We start from the raw sequence: 16,415 nt of genomic DNA on the forward strand, positions 1-16,415 counted from the left end.
GACTGTCATTTCTGATTGTCGGTTTTTTTATTTCATTTTAAAAAGATAAGGAGGTAGAATATTATATGTTACATGCAGGAGATAAAATTGGATTGATTTGTTGTTCTGATGGAAAGAAATTAGAAGAAAGACCTCAAATAGAAAAGCTCATTCAACTTTTGAAAAATGAGTATGATTTAGAAACAGTCTTAGCTCCAACTATCTATCAAGAAAACGAAACAATTTTTAGTGGAACACCAAAAAAAAGAGCTGAGGCTTTAATGTCTCTTTATAAAGATCAATCTGTAAAAATGATTTTTGACTTATCTGGTGGTGATTCAGCTAATGGTATTTTAACGTTCCTTGATTACGAGCAAATTAAGTTGTCTAATAAAGCTTTCGTAGGATATAGTGATCTTACCGTCGTGTTAAATGCTATTTTTACAAAGACACATTCTATCGGCTATAATTATCAACTACTACATTTATTAAAGAATGACGTACAAAAAAACTTTTTTAAGCGCTTTTTTATGAGTTATCCACTATCTGATGCATTAACTTATAAATGGATAACCGAGCCTAAAAGTATTGAAACGGTTGTCATAGGAGGAAATATTCGTTGCTTATTGAAACTAGCGGGAACCTCTTATTGGCCTATAGTATCTGACATAACGTTATTGTTAGAAGCTAGAGGGGGGGAAATAGAACAGATAAGTTGTTATTTAGATCAGTTAGAACAAACGGGTCTATTACAGTCCTGTACGGCCGTTTTATTAGGTCAGTTCACAATGATTGAAAAAAATAATCAAGAAACAGCCTTAATCACATTAGTTCAGTCTTTTGCGAAAAAACACGGCTTTTCTATTATTAAAACAGAACAAATAGGTCATTCAACCGAATCTATTCCTTTTCCTATCGGACAACTAATTAAATTTTATTGAAATTTTCGAATTATCCATTTTTTTGATGTTATTCCTTTTCAAATATTGTAAACTTACTAAGTATTTAGTGATTTAACCATTTAAACAGAAAGAAGGGATTTAAATGTATCAAAGAGATAGAAAATCTTATCGCATCTCTATTTTAGGCATCTTATCCGCTATTATTTTAGTTCAAAACTTTGTTCCACTTTTAGGATATATTCCTATTCCTCCTTTAAACCCTACAATTATTCACATTACTGTGATTATTGCAGCGTTAACCTTAGGAACAAAAGACGGTATGATTATTGGTGGCGTATGGGGATTTAGTCGTTTAATTAAAGCGTTTGTTGCACCAGCTTCACCGTTAGATTTATTGTTATTTACCAATCCGATTATTTCTATTGTTCCGCGTATTCTTGTTGGTTTTGTTGCAGGATATGTTTTTCATCTTCTTAAGAAAAGAAAGGGAAAAGAATCCATCGCTATGATTATTTCTTCGATTTTAGCTTCTTTAACGAACACTATTTTAGTTTTATTTTTTATTTATATTTTTTATAAAGATGATTATGCTACGGCTTTAAACGTTGATGTTTCAAGTCTGGCAAAAGCTTTAGGAGCCATTGTGTTGACTAATGGTGTTGCTGAAGCGATTGCTGCAGGAATTATCGCTCCAATAGTAGCTAGACCATTAAAACGATTTAAAACAAATTAAAAAGATGACCCACTTTTTTTAGTAGAAAAGTGGGCCATCTTTTTAATTATTTGATACAAAATAGTGGTTTTCTGATAAATAGTATTTAATTTTAAAGCAATTCTTTTCTAAGTTGTTCAGAAGTTTTAGCAGATAGATAAGCAGGAGGTACATCTAAGACGCTAAAAGCACCAGCTTTCCCATCTTCTTTAAATTTAACTGCAGCACGTGCGTAGGCGACTAGGATAGAAGAGGTAAATTCGGCATTGCTTTCTAATTCAAGTTGAAACTCTGCTTTTTGTTTGTTTTCGTTACCTGAAGTAGCTGTTCTGATAACAAATCCACCGTGTGGCATTTTTTTGTGATCTTTTTTAAATGTTTCTTCATTAACGAAATGAACCGTTGTCTTATATGGTTCAAAGTAATCTGGCATCGTTTTAATTGTGTTTTCAATTAATTTTTTATCTGCTTGTTCTTCGATTACAACATAACAGACTCGTTCATGTTTTTCTCGAGTTGAAAGCTCTGGGTTTTCACCACTTCTAACTTGTTCTAATGATTTTTCTATTGGGATAGTATACTGCACACCAGCTTTTACGCCATCAATGCGACGAATAGCATCTGAATGACCTTGACTTAGGCCTTTGCCCCAGAATGTGTAGGTTTCTCCACCAGGTAGAACAGACTCTAGAATAGCACGGTTAATAGAAAATAAACCAGGATCCCATCCAACAGAAATAATGCTAACTTGGTTAGCTTTTTTAGCTGATGCATCCATCTCCTTAAAATAATGCGGAATATTATTATGATTATCATAACTATCAATTGTTGAAAAATGTTTTGCTAAGGCTGGGCCTTGTTCAGGCAAATCTGTTGCTGAACCTCCACATAAAATTAAAACATCGATTTGATCTTTGTAATCTAGAATGTGGTCTAAACTAACAGCTTTAAATTTAGAATCTAGCTCTTCAGGATTACGTCTGGTAAATACGGCAATCCCTTCCATATCAGGAAATTTATCCAACGCTAATTCTACGCCTTTTCCTATATTCCCATAGCCTACTAAACCGATACGAATATTTTTTGTCATTTTACCACTCCATTCATAGAATTCTTAGTTGTGTTGCATAATTAGTATAACGCATTGAGCAAAAAAAGTATTGAATTTTTATTTGTTGTTAAAACAAATACGATAGAAACATGGAGCCTTATTATGGGAAATCATTTCACTAGGAACGGAGTTACACTAATACAAAATTACTATAAAGAGGAGACACTCATGTGAAAGATACTAATAAAGTAACACGTTCAGATAAAAATAAAAGAAAGTAGCTGTTTTCTAAATCAATGGCTTTAATTTTCTCTATTTTAACTCTCTTTTCAGTCATTATTTTTGGTGTTTGGTTAGTAGGAAGCAAAGAAAGCGTTTCAAAAAAAGCTGCGGAAGCTTTCTCAAATGATTTAGGACGGACTTATTCATCAGCAGAAACGGTGGTGAGGAGTGAATCATTATCTGGAAAATTAAAAAAAATCTCAAAAAAGAGTTAACTATTGAAGAAGAAACTCCTACAGACGAAAATAGTCTATCTACAACTACAAGAAACTGGGAAACAGTGGAAACAAAACAAAAAGGGAAACACATAATAAACTATAAAGAAAATTCACAAGATAGAAAAGGGATAAGGCAAGCTAATGCAACGGTTACCGGATTATCTATCGAAGACATGATTGAGTGGCGCATAGAAAATAATGGAGAGCAAAAAGTCGTCGCAACGATATCTGATGTTCAGTAGTCTAAAACCTATCGTATCTTTTTATCATGGATTGATAAAAAGGGATGGCAACCTAATAGAATAGAGCAATTAAAAATAAACGATCAGCGATAAGACAAGTGCTTGAAAAACTCAACGATACTAGTGAGTTTTTTTATTTTGCATTTAAATTTTAAATAAAAAGGAATTAAAATTATCATATCGTTTATTGTCTTGTAAAAAAAATGATATGATAGTTTTAAATCAATAGCTAAAATTTTATTTTGGGAGTGAAAACTAATGCGTTGGAAAGATAGAAAAAAAAGTAGCAATGTAGAAGATCGTAGAGGAAGTAGTGTAGGAGGGAAGACCTTAGTAGGCGGTGGGGTAGGAGGTATTATCATCTTACTCATTTTCACATTTTTGGGTGGGGGAGATTTCGGAGATTTTTTGAACTCAGCTGTTTCACAACAGACTGGGACTGAAACAACTGCTCCTTATCAAGAAACTGAAACAGAAAAAGAACGAGCAGATTTTGTTTCAGTTGTGCTCAAAGATACAGAAGAGGTTTGGATAGATATTTTTGAAGATTACGGTTACCAATACGAAGAACCGACATTAGTGCTGTTTACTAATTCTGTTCAATCTGCTTGTGGGACTGCAGGTGCCTCAACAGGACCTTTTTATTGTCCAGGAGATGCAAATTTATATATTGACTTAAGTTTTTATGATGAATTGAGCCAACAATATAAGGCACCTGGTGATTTTGCAATGGCTTATGTCGTTGCGCACGAAGTTGGACACCATGTACAAACTCAACTTGGATTAACAAAAGAACTAAATACATTACGCAATCAACTAAGTGAAACGGAGTTTAATAAGTATCAGGTTAAATTTGAATTGCAAGCAGATTACTTAGCTGGCGTTTGGGCCAATCATGCTCAAGGTCTGGGTTATCTAGAAGAAGGGGACTACCAAGAAGCGATAAACGCAGCTGCAGCAGTGGGAGACGATCGTCTTCAACAACAAGCACAAGGATATGTTGTTCCTGATAGTTTTACTCACGGAACGTCTGATCAAAGAATGTATTGGTTTGATAGAGGATTTAAGTCTGGCGATTTAGAAAATGGAGATACTTTTAAAGGACAGCGAGAATTTAAATTACCAGAGTTAAATTAATTTTATGAAATCTCAATTGGCTATTGTGTCGATCATTTTTAGGAGGATTTTATGAAAAATATGGTTGGGAATTTTAATATTATTGATGATATTATGCATAAAACAGAAAATGAAATAAAAAATATTAAACCGATTAGTATAATATTAATTGGCAAAACAGGAGTAGGGAAAAGTACATTAATCAATCGTATTTTTCGTGAAAACTTAGCTGAAACAGGGATTGGAAGTCCGGTAACAAAGCATTTAAGACGAATAACAAAAGATGGTGTACCGATTGTTTTATATGATACAAAAGGATTAGAATTAAATAATGAGGCTCAAAAAGAGGTACTAAAGGAAATTTTTGAAACAATATCAGAAGGTAAAAAAAATCAGTCTAATAAAGAAATCCACCTTATTTACTATTGTATAAATGCAAATTCTTCAAGAATAGAACCGTTAGAACTAGAGTTAATCGAAAAATTAAGCACTAAAATACCGGTAGTAGTCATATTAACTCAATCTATTGGAAATCAGTCAAAAGAATTTGGGCAATACATCAAAAATTTGAACCTACCTATTTATGGTGTTGTTAATGTAATGGCACAAGAATTTATTATTTCAAATGATCTAACTATCCAACCATTTGGTCTGAAAGAACTTATTGAAATGAGCTTTCAAATTATTCCAGATGAGCAAAAAAGAGCTTTTAATAACGCCCAACAAGTGGATATTGAGCGTAAAGCAAAATCTGCACGAAGTTGGGCATTTAAGTATATAGCGAGTTCATTTGGAGTAGGATTTATGCCAATTCCTTTTTCTGATGCCTCTATATTAGTTCCAATGCAGCTAACTTTACTGGCGCATATTACAGCAATATTCGGCATCTCGATGGACAAAGCAACGATTACAAGTATGCTGGCTGCCATAGGAGGAACTGGCGGAGCTACTTATGCTGGTAGATATATTGTTTCAACTATTATCAAACTAGTACCAGGTGTAGGCACAATTATTGGAGGAGTTATTAGTGGAGCAACAGCTTCTATAATGACAACAGCTTTAGCATTAAGTTATATAGAAGTTCTGACGGTTATTGCAAAAGGTGAGAAAGATGGAAAATATCCTGATTTAAAAAATATTGAAAAACTCATGAAAGAAAAATTTGAAAATCGTCTAAAAAACTCAAAAAAAACATCTAATGATGCAGAAGAACTACCTGAAGAGAAAAAAAGTAAATGGCAATTTTGGAAATAAAAGATTATTTTGAGTCATATTTCAATTTATTCGTTAAAAAAGATGAAAATAGATACAACAAAGCCTATTATTAGTGTGTTTTACCCCCGATTATCAATCATTTCAAGGATAAAACAAACTATGTTAAGCTTTAATATAGATAAATTTTATTATGATTTGTTATAAATTGACTAAATAGATTATTTTAAGTTATTTATGATAAAAAAATTATTTGTTCAATTAATTGTATCACTATAAAATTTACTTTACAGTTTAAGCAACATAAAAAATAATCCATTCAAATGAGTTAAGCAATTTGAATGGATTATTTTTTATGTTCAAGTTTTTAGTAACAAACCAATTAATAAGTATAAAAAAAATAAGTTAGCACGAATAAAAAATAAAGTGATATAAAAGGATATTTTTTATAAAACAACTCATAAAAGAGATAAGAGACAAAATTGATCTAGTAAAGAGCTTTTAGACATTTATAAATTTTATCTAGTTTACATAATATATATTATACGGAGTAGTTGATTATACTAAAATATGAAATAATTAAATTTATCGCTATTTTTAGGTGTATTCTAAGCTCGTTTCAGTTTTTTTCGTTGGTCTATCTCTCTAGTTGTTATTATAATTCACTTTAACGTAAAATACTAGAGCATAACAGTTATTGTTTGCTCTAGTATAGATGCAATGACTATTTGGTCAGTACTTTTGTTAACTGTGGTACAATTTGTTTCTTTCTTGAAACGACACCTTTTAAAGTTGCTTTGTTATTCTCGAGTTTAATCTTAAATGCTTCCTCTACTGCTTCGATTGGATTCCCTGTTGCTAGAATAACTGAATCACTATCTAATATATTAGTGACAACTAAAATAAATAAATCGTAATGATTTACTACACTCAATTCTACCATAGTTGCTTCTAATTCTTCTTGTTTAGAAAATACGTCGTTTACGTCAACAACATTGACTTGCGCAACGCGTACATTCTTTTCTCCCATTGGAAAACTTTTTGCATCCATATCTAATAACTCAACTGCAGATTTATTGCTGAGATTTGTACCAGCTTTAAGTAGATTTAATCCGTAAGTGTTTAGATCTATCGCTGCAAGTTCGGCTAATTCATTAGCTGCTGCTACATCTTCGTTGGTACAAGTTGGGGATTTAAATAATAAGGTATCTGAAACAATAGCAGATAGCATTAATCCTGCTAATTCTTTTGGAATAACAATGTTATTTTCTTTAAATAATTTTAAAATGATTGTATTTGTGCAGCCTACAGGCGCGGCGCGGTAATACAACGGATTAGTTGTTTCAAAATTTGCGATTCTATGGTGGTCCACTACAGCTAGCACCTCTACCTCGCTGATGTCTTCTACACTTTGTTGCGTTTCATTATGATCCACTAACATAACTTTCGTTACTTCATTTGCTGCTGTTTCTATCACACGTGGTGCTTTAAAATTAAATTGATTTAAAGCGTATTGTGTTTCTTCAGTAACGTCACCTAATGAAACCGCTTCAGAATCTACACCCAACTGATTTTGTAAATAGGCAAACGAAATCGCAGATGCGATTGCATCTGTATCTGGATTTTTATGACCAAAAATTAACACTTTACTCATTAATAAACGCTCCTTTATTAGTTATATTCTCTCTCTATTATTCACTAAAATTCTTTTTTAGTCTACTATAATAATTCTCTTCTTCTAAATAAATAGTAAAAAAATCTAAAAAATTAATAATACGTGGGACTTGTTCTTTATCAAATCGATAAACATAAGATAATTGGAAAACTATTTTCGGATCAAAACTTAGTACTTTAGATCCTATATCTACTATTTTTGTTTCAATAAATGAACGCGGCAATGCAGTATAACTGTTAGTTGTTTTACTAAAGCGATAAAGCTGTTCTGGAGTCGTTAAATAAGCTGAAATAGATGGTAAATTAGTTAATTGGTTTTTAAATTCTTCTCTTAGTAATTCATTAACATAGTATGTATCGGGGTATAAAGTCCATTTTTCATCATTTGTTTCACTAAGTTTTATAGAGTTTTGATTAAGTTTATCCACTTTATGATGTAAGAACATTAATTCTTCATCTATTATTTTTTTGCTTACATAGGACTGCCAATTCTCTATTTTATGATCTGGCAAATACATGATAGCTAAATCTAATAGATTGTTTTCTAACTTATTCCAGATATCGTCACGATTTAACTTGTATAATGTTACTTTTATATCCGGATTTTTTTTATAATAGGTACTAATAAAATCGGTAAATACCTTATCTTCTATCGATGATAATAAACCTATTTTTATTTCACCATTATTCGAATTAATCGTCTTTTGAATTTTGTAGGCTGTATTATCAAAAATAGTATTTACAGAATGAGTCATTTGTAGGAACAAATAGCCAACATCTGTTAAATATAATTTTTTCCCACTTGAGTAAAATAAAGGAGCACCTATCTTTTTTTCAATTTTTTTTATTTGTTGTGTTAGAGCAGGTTGAGAAATACCTAAAATTTGAGCTGCTTTAGTATAGTTCATTGTTTCTGCAATTTGCAAAAAATAATCTAGTGCTTTTGAAGAAAACATATTACTTTTCTCTTGATTCATCCTTCACCTCATAGTTTCAAAGATTAGCTTCTAGTAGTGTAATAAACAAAAAAAAGAGCAACTATAAGTTACTCTTTCGTTAAGTTTTTAAAGTAAGGTTACATCGTTTTGAAGGCTGTATATCGATCTGTATTTAGTAATCGTTTAGCGTTTTCAACTCGTTCTGTGGTTGGTGTTTCAATTCCCTCTAACTTATAAGGTATGTTTAAAGCTTCATACTTATAAACACCTAACTTATGGTAAGGTAAAATTTCAACTTTCACAACATTAGTTAAAGATTCGATAAATTCATTCAATCTTATTAAATCTTCATCAAAGTCAGAACGTTCTGGAACTAACACATGTCTAATCCAAACTGGTTTACCAATATCTGATAAATAACGAGCCATGTCTAATATATTCTTATTTGACATCATTGTCAATTTTTTATGCTTTTCATCGTCAATGTGTTTCACATCAAATAGTAATAAATCTGTGTAACTCATTAATTCTTCGAAACGATTGAAGAAAGGTTCATCATAAGTGAATGGTTGGCCACAAGTATCTACTGTTGTGTGTACACCTTTCGCTTTTGCTTTTTTGAATAATTCTATTAAAAAATCAATATGCAAAAGCGGTTCACCACCACTAACGGTGATACCTCCTTTTTCTCCCCAGTATTCTTGGTAAGCTAATGCTTCTTCCAATAATTCGTCTGCAGTATAGGGTGTTCCTCCTCCCATATTCCAAGTATCTGGATTATGGCAAAATTCACACCTCATACGACAACCTTGCATAAATGCGATAAAACGAATTCCTGGACCATCAACTGAGCCAAAACTTTCAGTTGAGTGTACATAGCCGATAGCTGAATCAGACATGGTATTTAGCTCCTTTATTAGTTAGTCTCAGTTAGTAATTTCTTAGTTACATGCTTTCATGCATTGTACGATTAATAACATCCATTTGTTGCTCGCGTGTCAATTTAATGAAGTTAACAGCGTAACCAGATACGCGAATAGTCAGTTGTGGATAATCTTCTGGGTGATCCATAGCGTCTAACAATGTTTCACGATTAAAGACGTTTACGTTTAAATGATGTCCACCTTTTTTCACATAGCCATCAAGCATGCTAGCTAAGTTAGATTGCTGTACGTCATCTTCTTTACCTAAAGCTTTTGGAATAATAGAGAATGTATTTGAAATACCATCTAATGAATATTTATAAGGTATTTTTGCAACAGAGTTCAGACTTGCTAATGCTCCATGTGTATCTCTGCCATGCATTGGATTTGCTCCAGGAGCGAAAGGTTCACCTGCACGACGACCATCAGGAGTATTACCTGTTTTCTTACCATAAACAACGTTTGATGTAATTGTAAGAATAGACGTTGTGTGTTTTGCTCCACGGTAAGTTGGATGCTTTTTAACTTTTGCCATAAATGTTTTTAGTAACCAGATACCGATTTCATCTGCACGATCATCGTTGTTACCAAATTTAGGGTAGTCTCCTTCAATTTTGTAATCTACAACTAAGCCATTTTCATCTCTGATTGTTTTAACTTTAGCGTATTTGATAGCTGAAAGAGAATCAATAACAACTGAGAAGCCAGCGATTCCTGTAGCCATAGTACGCATGACATCAGTGTCATGTAGAGACATTTCTAGTTTTTCATAAGAATATTTATCATGCATAAAGTGAATAATATTTAATGTGTTTAAATACAATCCAGAAATCCATTCCATCATTGTGTCATATTTATCCATAACTTCATCGTAGTCTAAATATTCTGAAGTAATTGGTTGGTATTTAGGTCCAACTTGTACTTTAGATTTCTCGTCTACTCCACCATTGATTGCATATAATAATGTTTTTGCTAAGTTAGCACGAGCACCAAAGAATTGCATTTGTTTACCAATACGCATTGCAGAAACACAACATGCGATTCCGTAATCATCGCCCCACTCAAGACGCATAACGTCATCGTTTTCATATTGAATTGCGCTAGATTCGATAGAAACTTTTGCACAAAACTTTTTGAAGTTTTCAGGTAAGCGTGTTGACCATAATACAGTTAAGTTTGGCTCTGGAGCAGGTCCTAAATTCGTTAACGTGTGTAGGAAGCGGTAACTACTTTTCGTTACTAAATGACGTCCATCTTCACTAATTCCGCCAATTGCTTCTGTTACCCATGTTGGGTCACCAGAGAACAAGTCATTGTATTCAGGTGTGCGAGAGAATTTAACTAAGCGAAGTTTCATAACAAAGTGATCAACAATTTCTTGAGCTTGCTCTTCTGTTAACGTTCCAGCTGCTAAATCTCTTTCAATATAAATATCTAAGAACGTTGATGTACGTCCTAAAGACATAGCTGCTCCATTTTGCTCTTTAACAGCTGCTAAATAACCAAGATACAACCATTGGAAAGCTTCTGTTGCATTATTCGCTGGACGTGCGATATCAAAGCCATAAATATTTCCTAATTCTTTCAATTCTGCTAATGCACGAATTTGCTCATTAATTTCTTCACGGTCTCTAATAATTGTTTCGCTCATTGTACCATAACCAGTAATAGATAAATCATGTTTCTTTTCTGTGATTAAACGATCGATTCCGTATAAAGCTACACGACGGTAATCACCTATAATACGGCCACGGCCATATGCGTCTGGTAAACCAGTGATAATACCACTGCGACGAGCAGCACGAATTTCAGGAGTATAAGCATCAAAAACACCTTGGTTATGTGTTTTACGGTAATCACGGAAAACGTGTGAAACTTCTGGGTCTATTTCGAAACCATAAGCTTCAGCAGATAGCTCACTCATGCGGATTCCGCCAAATGGTTGCAATCCACGTTTGAATGGTTTTTCAGTCTGGAATCCTACAATTTGTTCCAATTCTTTATTTAAATAGCCAGCTGCATGAGAAGTAATGGTTGATACAACTTTCGTATCCATGTCTAACACTCCGCCTGCTTCACGTTCTTGTTTATTTAAATCCATTACCTGCTCCCAAAGTGCTGAAGTTGCCTCAGTGGGACCGGATAAGAATTCATCTGTACCGTTATATTGACTAAAGTTTTGTTGAATAAAATCACGAACATCAATTTCCTGTTGCCATACTTTACCTTTAAATTTTGCCCATTGTTCCATTTTTAATGAACCTCCTTGTTAGTTGACTATCAGTTGACTGTAACAGCTTCTTCTTGCTCAGTATAACACATGAATAAATTAAAACAAACTAATTATCGCTATAAAAAGAACTTTTTTTTATTTTTTTGTCACAAATTATCTAAAAACACCTTTAAATAAAGGTTTCTCAGATAATTTCATTTTCTAACTGAGAATGATTATCAATTCACATGTTTTATAGTTTAAAATGCTTAAACCTATTTTCGTTAATCTGTACTAATACATACTACCTATTAAACAGTTTATCTAGTACACAAAAAGGGCAAACAGATTAGTTTGTTTGCCCTTTTTGTTACTCTTTATTCAATTCAGAAAAAATATTTGTTTGGCTTTCTATTGGATTGCCGTCCATTCCTTGATCTAAAATAAATGAACCATTAGAATAACGATCGCTTACTTGATAGGAAGAACTTGTTAAATGAATTTCTTTTCCTTTTTCTGTTCGTATAGTGTATTCTCTTCCTTTACTTCCATCTAATAAAAAAGTGACTCTGTGTGGATTACTTTTTAATTCTCTTAATACTAATAAACCACGTTTAGCTCTTCCTAAAGTATCAAAATCATTAATAGTCATTTTTTTAACAGATCCTCTTTGAGTAACGATTAAAACATCTGTTTTCGTAGACGTCGCATCAAAAACAATACCGTTAACCACGTAATCGTCTTTTTTTAAATTAATGGACTTAACTCCACCTGCTTTGGCACCTACTAGTGGTACTTCACTTAGTGGATACCTTAACCCAAATCCTTTTCGAGTAATAAGGAAAACATCTTTGTCTTGCTGATTTTCTATATATACAATATTTTCGACTCGATCTGTTTCTGTCTTCAACTTCATTACTGTAAATGATTTTGTCAAATAACTACGGCCAAAAAGATTATCAATAGCCGATTGCTTGATAAAGCCTTCTTTACTAATAAGAGTGACCGTTGCCGAAGGATCGATTGTTTTTAACCCTAATACCTTTAAAATAGTTTCATCTTGTCCAAAAGCAATATGTTGAGAAAGGTGTTCACCACTATCTTTCCATTTGATATCCGCTATTTCATGAACTTGGCGATAGATAATATTACCTTTAGTTGTAAATAAAAATAAATGATGCAACGTATTTAGCTGTTCGATAAATATAGGGTAATCCCCTTCTCTAACACCAATTTCTTCGGGCTTCGAAGCGCCATAAGAACGCAAGCTAGTTCGTTTAAGGTAGCCTTCTTTAGTAACAGAAACCATCACTTCTTCTTGAGTTACAAGCACTTGTGTATCTACTTTTAATTCCTCTATTTCATTTTCAATCACTGTTCGACGAGGACTGCCATATTTTTTCTTGATTTCAGAAAGTTCTTTTTTCATAACACGTTTCATTTCAGTAGGACTAGTCAAAATTTTATTAAAAGATGCAATAGCTTTTAATAACGTATCCGCTTCACTTTCTAGAGCCGTAATATCAGTATTGGTTAAACGATACAACTGCAAAGAAACAATTGCTTCTGCTTGTTCTTCAGTAAAACTAAATTGCTCTATGATAGTGTCCTTTGCATTTTTTTTATCTTTACTGCCACGAATAGCGGCAATGACTTCGTCTAGTATTGAAAGAGCTTTGATTAAACCAATAACGATATGTGCTCTCGTTTCTGCTTTTCTCAGATTAAATTGCGTCCGTCTCACGATAACCTCGTTTTGGTGCTCGAGATAAGCTTCTAGCATACGCACAATACCTACTTGTTGCGGCCTTTTCTTATCGATAGCAACCATATTAAAGTTGTATGAAACTTGTAAGTCCGTACTTTTTAATAAATAAGTTAAAATACCTTGGGCATTGACATCTTTTTTTAACTCCACCACAATTTGCAAACCGGTTCGATCTGATTCATCACGAACTTCAGCAATACCGTCTATTTTTTTATTTAAACGAATTTCATCCATTTTACGAACAAGAACAGCTTTATTCACATCATAAGGAATTTCATTAATAACAATCTGTTGTTTACCGCCTCTTAACTCTTCTATGTGAGTCTTAGAGCGAACAATTACTTTTCCTTTACCTGTCTCATACGCTTTTCTGATTCCGTCAATCCCTTGTAAAATTCCGCCTGTTGGAAAATCAGGTCCTTTTAGATAAGCCATTAAGTCAACTGCTGTTGCTTTTGGATGGTCAATTAGATAAACTGTTGCATCAATTACTTCACTTAAATTATGAGAAGGAATATCCGTCGCATACCCTGCAGAGATACCTGTTGCACCGTTAACCAATAAATTAGGATAACGAACAGGTAAAACAGTTGGTTCCTCATCTGTATCATCAAAATTTAAGACAAAATCAACCGTTTCTTTGTCGATGTCTTTTAATAGTTCTTGTGCAATCTTAGATAAACGAGCTTCAGTATATCGCATTGCTGCAGGAGGATCGCCGTCCATACTCCCGTTATTTCCATGCATTTCGACCAATTCTTCTCGTTGCTTCCAGTTTTGACTTAACCGAACCATCGCTTCGTAGACACTGCTATCGCCATGCGGATGATAATTACCAATAACGTTTCCGACTGTTTTAGCAGATTTACGAAACCCTTTATCAGAAGTATTTCCTTCTACGTCCATCGCATATAAAATCCGACGTTGAACAGGTTTTAGCCCATCACGAATATCTGGCAATGCCCGTTCTTGGATGATGTATTTTGAATAGCGACCAAATCGATCACCCATCACTTCCTCAAGCGATAATTCTTGAACATCCGATTTACTCTCCATCTTTAGCACTTCCTTCATCTTCTAATTGCGATGTTTCCATAAGTTGATCATTATCTAAGAGACTACTTCCTTCTTCAAGAGAGAATTCGACGTGAGATTCAATCCATTTACGACGAGGTTCAACCTTATCACCCATCAATACAGAGACACGACGTTCTGCTTGAGCAGCATCGTCAATTCTGACACGTATAAGCGTTCTTGTGTCTGGATCCATAGTTGTCTCCCATAATTGGTCAGCATTCATCTCACCTAGTCCTTTATACCGTTGTAAGATATAGTTTTTCCCAAACGCTTCTGTTACACCTACTAGTTCATCATCAGTCCAAGCATAGGCAATTTTTTCCTTTTTACCCGTTCCTTTAGAAAGTTTGTATAAAGGTGGCATAGCTAGGTAAATTTTACCGGCTTCGAACAAGGGTTTCATGTAACGATAGAAAAAGGTTAATAGGAGCACTTGGATGTGGGCTCCATCTGTATCAGCATCGGTCATGATAATAATTTTATCGTAGTTACAAGCTTCAATATCAAATTCAGCACCCACTCCTGCGCCAATCGTATAAATCATTGTATTAATTTCTTCATTTTTCATAATATCTTGTAATTTTGCTTTTTCGGTATTAATAACTTTTCCACGTAAAGGTAAAATAGCTTGGAATTTACGGTCACGACCTTGTTTGGCAGAACCACCAGCTGAATCTCCTTCGACTAAGAATAATTCATTGCGTTTAGCATTTTTACTTTGTGCAGGTGTTAGTTTACCAGATAATAATGCATCATTTTTCTTCCGTTTTTTTCCATTGCGACTTTCCTCACGCGCTTTTCTAGCAGCGGTCCGGGCTTCTCGTGCCGAAAGAGCTTTACGGATTAATTGTTGGCTAGTTTCACCATTTTCTACTAAGTAAAAACTCAATTGTTCACCGATAACCGCTTCGACGGCTCCACGAGCTTGTGCCGTTCCAAGTTTACTCTTTGTTTGTCCTTCAAATTGCAATAAGTCCTCAGGAATACGCACAGAAATAATGGCCGATAGACCTTCTCTAAAATCACTGCCTTCAAGATTTTTTTCTTTTTCTTTTAGTAAGTTAACTTTTCTTGCGTAGTCATTAAAGGTTTTTGTGAAAGCTGTTTTCATGCTAGATTCATGTGTTCCACCATCTTTGGTTCGAACATTGTTAACGAAAGATAAGATGTTTTCTGAGTAGCCATCATTGTATTGAAATGAAAATTCCACTTCAATTTGATTGCTTTCTCCTGAAAAATAAGCAATGGGTGTTAATGTGTCTTTGTCTTCATTTAAGTAAGCAACAAATTCTTTGATGCCTTCTTCATAATGAAAAACATCCGAACGGTCGTTTCTTTCGTCAATTAACTCGATACGTAGATTTTTTAATAAAAAAGCAGACTCTCTCAATCGTTCTGATAATACGTCATACGAGTATTTGATCGTTGAAAAAATAGTTGTATCAGGTTTAAAATGAACGGTTGTACCATTTTTTTGACGAGTAGTCTTTTTATTGGTTAAGGTCCCAGAGGGTTTTCCTCCATTAATAAATGTTTGTTGGTACTCCATACCATCGCGAACAATAGTAACCGTTAACCATTCAGAAAGAGCGTTAACGACACTAGCCCCAACTCCGTGAAGGCCTCCTGATGTTTTATAGCCACCTTCTTGACCAAATTTTCCACCTGCATGTAAGATAGTGAAAATAACTTGAACAGTCGGTATCCCTGATGCATGCATTCCTGTTGGCATCCCACGGCCATTGTCTTTTACACTAATGCTATTGTCTTTATGCAAAGTAACTTTAATTTCATCGCCATAGCCTGACAAAGCTTCATCAACTGAATTGTCTACAATTTCATAAACCAGATGATGCAAGCCTCTTGTATCTGTCGAACCAATATACATACCCGGTCTTTTACGGACAGCTTCTAGTCCTTCTAAAACTTGAATGGATGTGTCATCATATGCTGTTTTTATCTTTTTCGGCATTTAAAAAACTCCTTATTACGTGATACTTAGTGTTAAACTCCATAAACCTTTAACGAATTTTTCTTTGTTTTTTAGGTATTGAATTAAATTTTTCACTTCGTATACATCCGTTTGATCCTTTAAGTATCTGTTTAATC

At 33.7% G+C, this 16,415-nt stretch carries 12 protein-coding genes and 1 pseudogene; 6 read left to right on the forward strand and 7 right to left on the reverse strand.

Going from position 1 to position 16,415, the window contains the following annotated elements; all coding sequences use genetic code 11:
• Positions 1–65: 65 nt before the first annotated feature.
• Together ACMHYH_RS05330 and ACMHYH_RS05335 are read left to right on the forward strand one after the other, a co-directional pair.
• Complete coding sequence (locus ACMHYH_RS05330; RefSeq protein WP_414840295.1) at positions 66–920, forward strand: LD-carboxypeptidase; 855 nt, start codon at positions 66–68, stop codon at positions 918–920.
• A gap of 103 nt (positions 921–1,023) precedes the next feature.
• Positions 1,024–1,614, forward strand: coding sequence for an ECF transporter S component (locus ACMHYH_RS05335; RefSeq protein WP_414840296.1), 591 nt, complete (start codon positions 1,024–1,026; stop codon positions 1,612–1,614).
• 91 nt (positions 1,615–1,705) lie between these two features.
• Here ACMHYH_RS05335 and ACMHYH_RS05340 read toward each other — a convergent pair whose 3' ends face one another.
• Entirely contained in the window at positions 1,706–2,683 is a 978-nt protein-coding gene (locus ACMHYH_RS05340; RefSeq protein ID WP_414840297.1) for a diaminopimelate dehydrogenase, read from the reverse strand.
• Between the two features lie 257 nt (positions 2,684–2,940).
• Between ACMHYH_RS05340 and ACMHYH_RS05345 the strand changes: the two genes are divergently transcribed.
• The 4 genes and pseudogenes from ACMHYH_RS05345 to ACMHYH_RS05360 all read left to right on the forward strand — a co-directional run bounded on the left by ACMHYH_RS05345 (position 2,941) and on the right by ACMHYH_RS05360 (position 5,756).
• Complete coding sequence (locus ACMHYH_RS05345; protein WP_414840298.1) at positions 2,941–3,141, forward strand: hypothetical protein; 201 nt, start codon at positions 2,941–2,943, stop codon at positions 3,139–3,141.
• A 2-nt stretch (positions 3,142–3,143) separates the two neighbouring features.
• Positions 3,144–3,479 (forward strand): annotated as a pseudogene (locus ACMHYH_RS05350) (YrrS family protein).
• Between the two features lie 165 nt (positions 3,480–3,644).
• Positions 3,645–4,523, forward strand: coding sequence for a neutral zinc metallopeptidase (locus ACMHYH_RS05355; RefSeq protein ID WP_414840299.1), 879 nt, complete (start codon positions 3,645–3,647; stop codon positions 4,521–4,523).
• Positions 4,524–4,574: 51 nt separating this feature from the next.
• Positions 4,575–5,756 carry a YcjF family protein gene (locus ACMHYH_RS05360; protein WP_414840300.1) on the forward strand — a complete coding sequence of 394 codons (1,182 nt, stop codon included), beginning with the start codon at positions 4,575–4,577 and terminating at the stop codon, positions 5,754–5,756.
• A gap of 682 nt (positions 5,757–6,438) precedes the next feature.
• On the opposite strand, the gene ACMHYH_RS05365 is transcribed toward ACMHYH_RS05360, so the two are convergent.
• The 6 genes from ACMHYH_RS05365 to parE form a co-directional block, all read right to left on the reverse strand.
• Positions 6,439–7,368 (reverse strand): manganese-dependent inorganic pyrophosphatase, encoded by a 930-nt coding sequence (locus tag ACMHYH_RS05365; protein WP_414840301.1) that lies wholly within the window; start codon positions 7,366–7,368, stop codon positions 6,439–6,441.
• A gap of 37 nt (positions 7,369–7,405) precedes the next feature.
• Positions 7,406–8,365 (reverse strand): LysR substrate-binding domain-containing protein, encoded by a 960-nt coding sequence (locus ACMHYH_RS05370; protein WP_414840302.1) that lies wholly within the window; start codon positions 8,363–8,365, stop codon positions 7,406–7,408.
• Between the two features lie 98 nt (positions 8,366–8,463).
• Positions 8,464–9,225, reverse strand: coding sequence for a pyruvate formate-lyase-activating protein (gene pflA / locus ACMHYH_RS05375; RefSeq protein ID WP_414840303.1), 762 nt, complete (start codon positions 9,223–9,225; stop codon positions 8,464–8,466).
• 46 nt (positions 9,226–9,271) lie between these two features.
• Complete coding sequence (pflB, locus tag ACMHYH_RS05380; protein ID WP_414840304.1) at positions 9,272–11,500, reverse strand: formate C-acetyltransferase; 2,229 nt, start codon at positions 11,498–11,500, stop codon at positions 9,272–9,274.
• A gap of 331 nt (positions 11,501–11,831) precedes the next feature.
• Positions 11,832–14,285, reverse strand: a complete 2,454-nt coding sequence (gene parC / locus ACMHYH_RS05385; RefSeq protein ID WP_414840305.1) for a DNA topoisomerase IV subunit A — start codon at positions 14,283–14,285, stop codon at positions 11,832–11,834.
• The gene (parE, locus tag ACMHYH_RS05390; RefSeq protein WP_414840306.1) at positions 14,275–16,278 is read right to left on the reverse strand and encodes a DNA topoisomerase IV subunit B; all 2,004 of its coding nucleotides are present in this window, start codon (positions 16,276–16,278) and stop codon (positions 14,275–14,277) included. The genes parC and parE overlap by 11 nt, the downstream gene beginning before the upstream one ends.
• Positions 16,279–16,415 lie beyond the last annotated feature (137 nt).

It is taken from the genome of Carnobacterium sp. TMP28, assembly GCF_047553015.1.
GTDB lineage: Bacteria > Bacillota > Bacilli > Lactobacillales > Carnobacteriaceae > Carnobacterium_A.

What these genes read in the sequence shown, in the direction of transcription:
- ACMHYH_RS05355 (WP_414840299.1), top strand. Translation starts at nt 3,645, where the DNA reads ATGCGTTGGAAAGATAGAAAAAAAAGTAGCAATGTAGAAGATCGTAGA.
- pflB (WP_414840304.1), bottom strand. Translation starts at nt 11,500, where the DNA reads ATGGAACAATGGGCAAAATTTAAAGGTAAAGTATGGCAACAGGAAATT.
- parE (WP_414840306.1), bottom strand. Translation starts at nt 16,278, where the DNA reads ATGCCGAAAAAGATAAAAACAGCATATGATGACACATCCATTCAAGTT.
- ACMHYH_RS05340 (WP_414840297.1), bottom strand. Translation starts at nt 2,683, where the DNA reads ATGACAAAAAATATTCGTATCGGTTTAGTAGGCTATGGGAATATAGGA.
- ACMHYH_RS05345 (WP_414840298.1), top strand. Translation starts at nt 2,941, where the DNA reads ATGGCTTTAATTTTCTCTATTTTAACTCTCTTTTCAGTCATTATTTTT.
- ACMHYH_RS05330 (WP_414840295.1), top strand. Translation starts at nt 66, where the DNA reads ATGTTACATGCAGGAGATAAAATTGGATTGATTTGTTGTTCTGATGGA.
- ACMHYH_RS05360 (WP_414840300.1), top strand. Translation starts at nt 4,575, where the DNA reads ATGAAAAATATGGTTGGGAATTTTAATATTATTGATGATATTATGCAT.
- ACMHYH_RS05370 (WP_414840302.1), bottom strand. Translation starts at nt 8,365, where the DNA reads ATGAATCAAGAGAAAAGTAATATGTTTTCTTCAAAAGCACTAGATTAT.
- ACMHYH_RS05335 (WP_414840296.1), top strand. Translation starts at nt 1,024, where the DNA reads ATGTATCAAAGAGATAGAAAATCTTATCGCATCTCTATTTTAGGCATC.
- pflA (WP_414840303.1), bottom strand. Translation starts at nt 9,225, where the DNA reads ATGTCTGATTCAGCTATCGGCTATGTACACTCAACTGAAAGTTTTGGC.
- parC (WP_414840305.1), bottom strand. Translation starts at nt 14,285, where the DNA reads ATGGAGAGTAAATCGGATGTTCAAGAATTATCGCTTGAGGAAGTGATG.
- ACMHYH_RS05365 (WP_414840301.1), bottom strand. Translation starts at nt 7,368, where the DNA reads ATGAGTAAAGTGTTAATTTTTGGTCATAAAAATCCAGATACAGATGCA.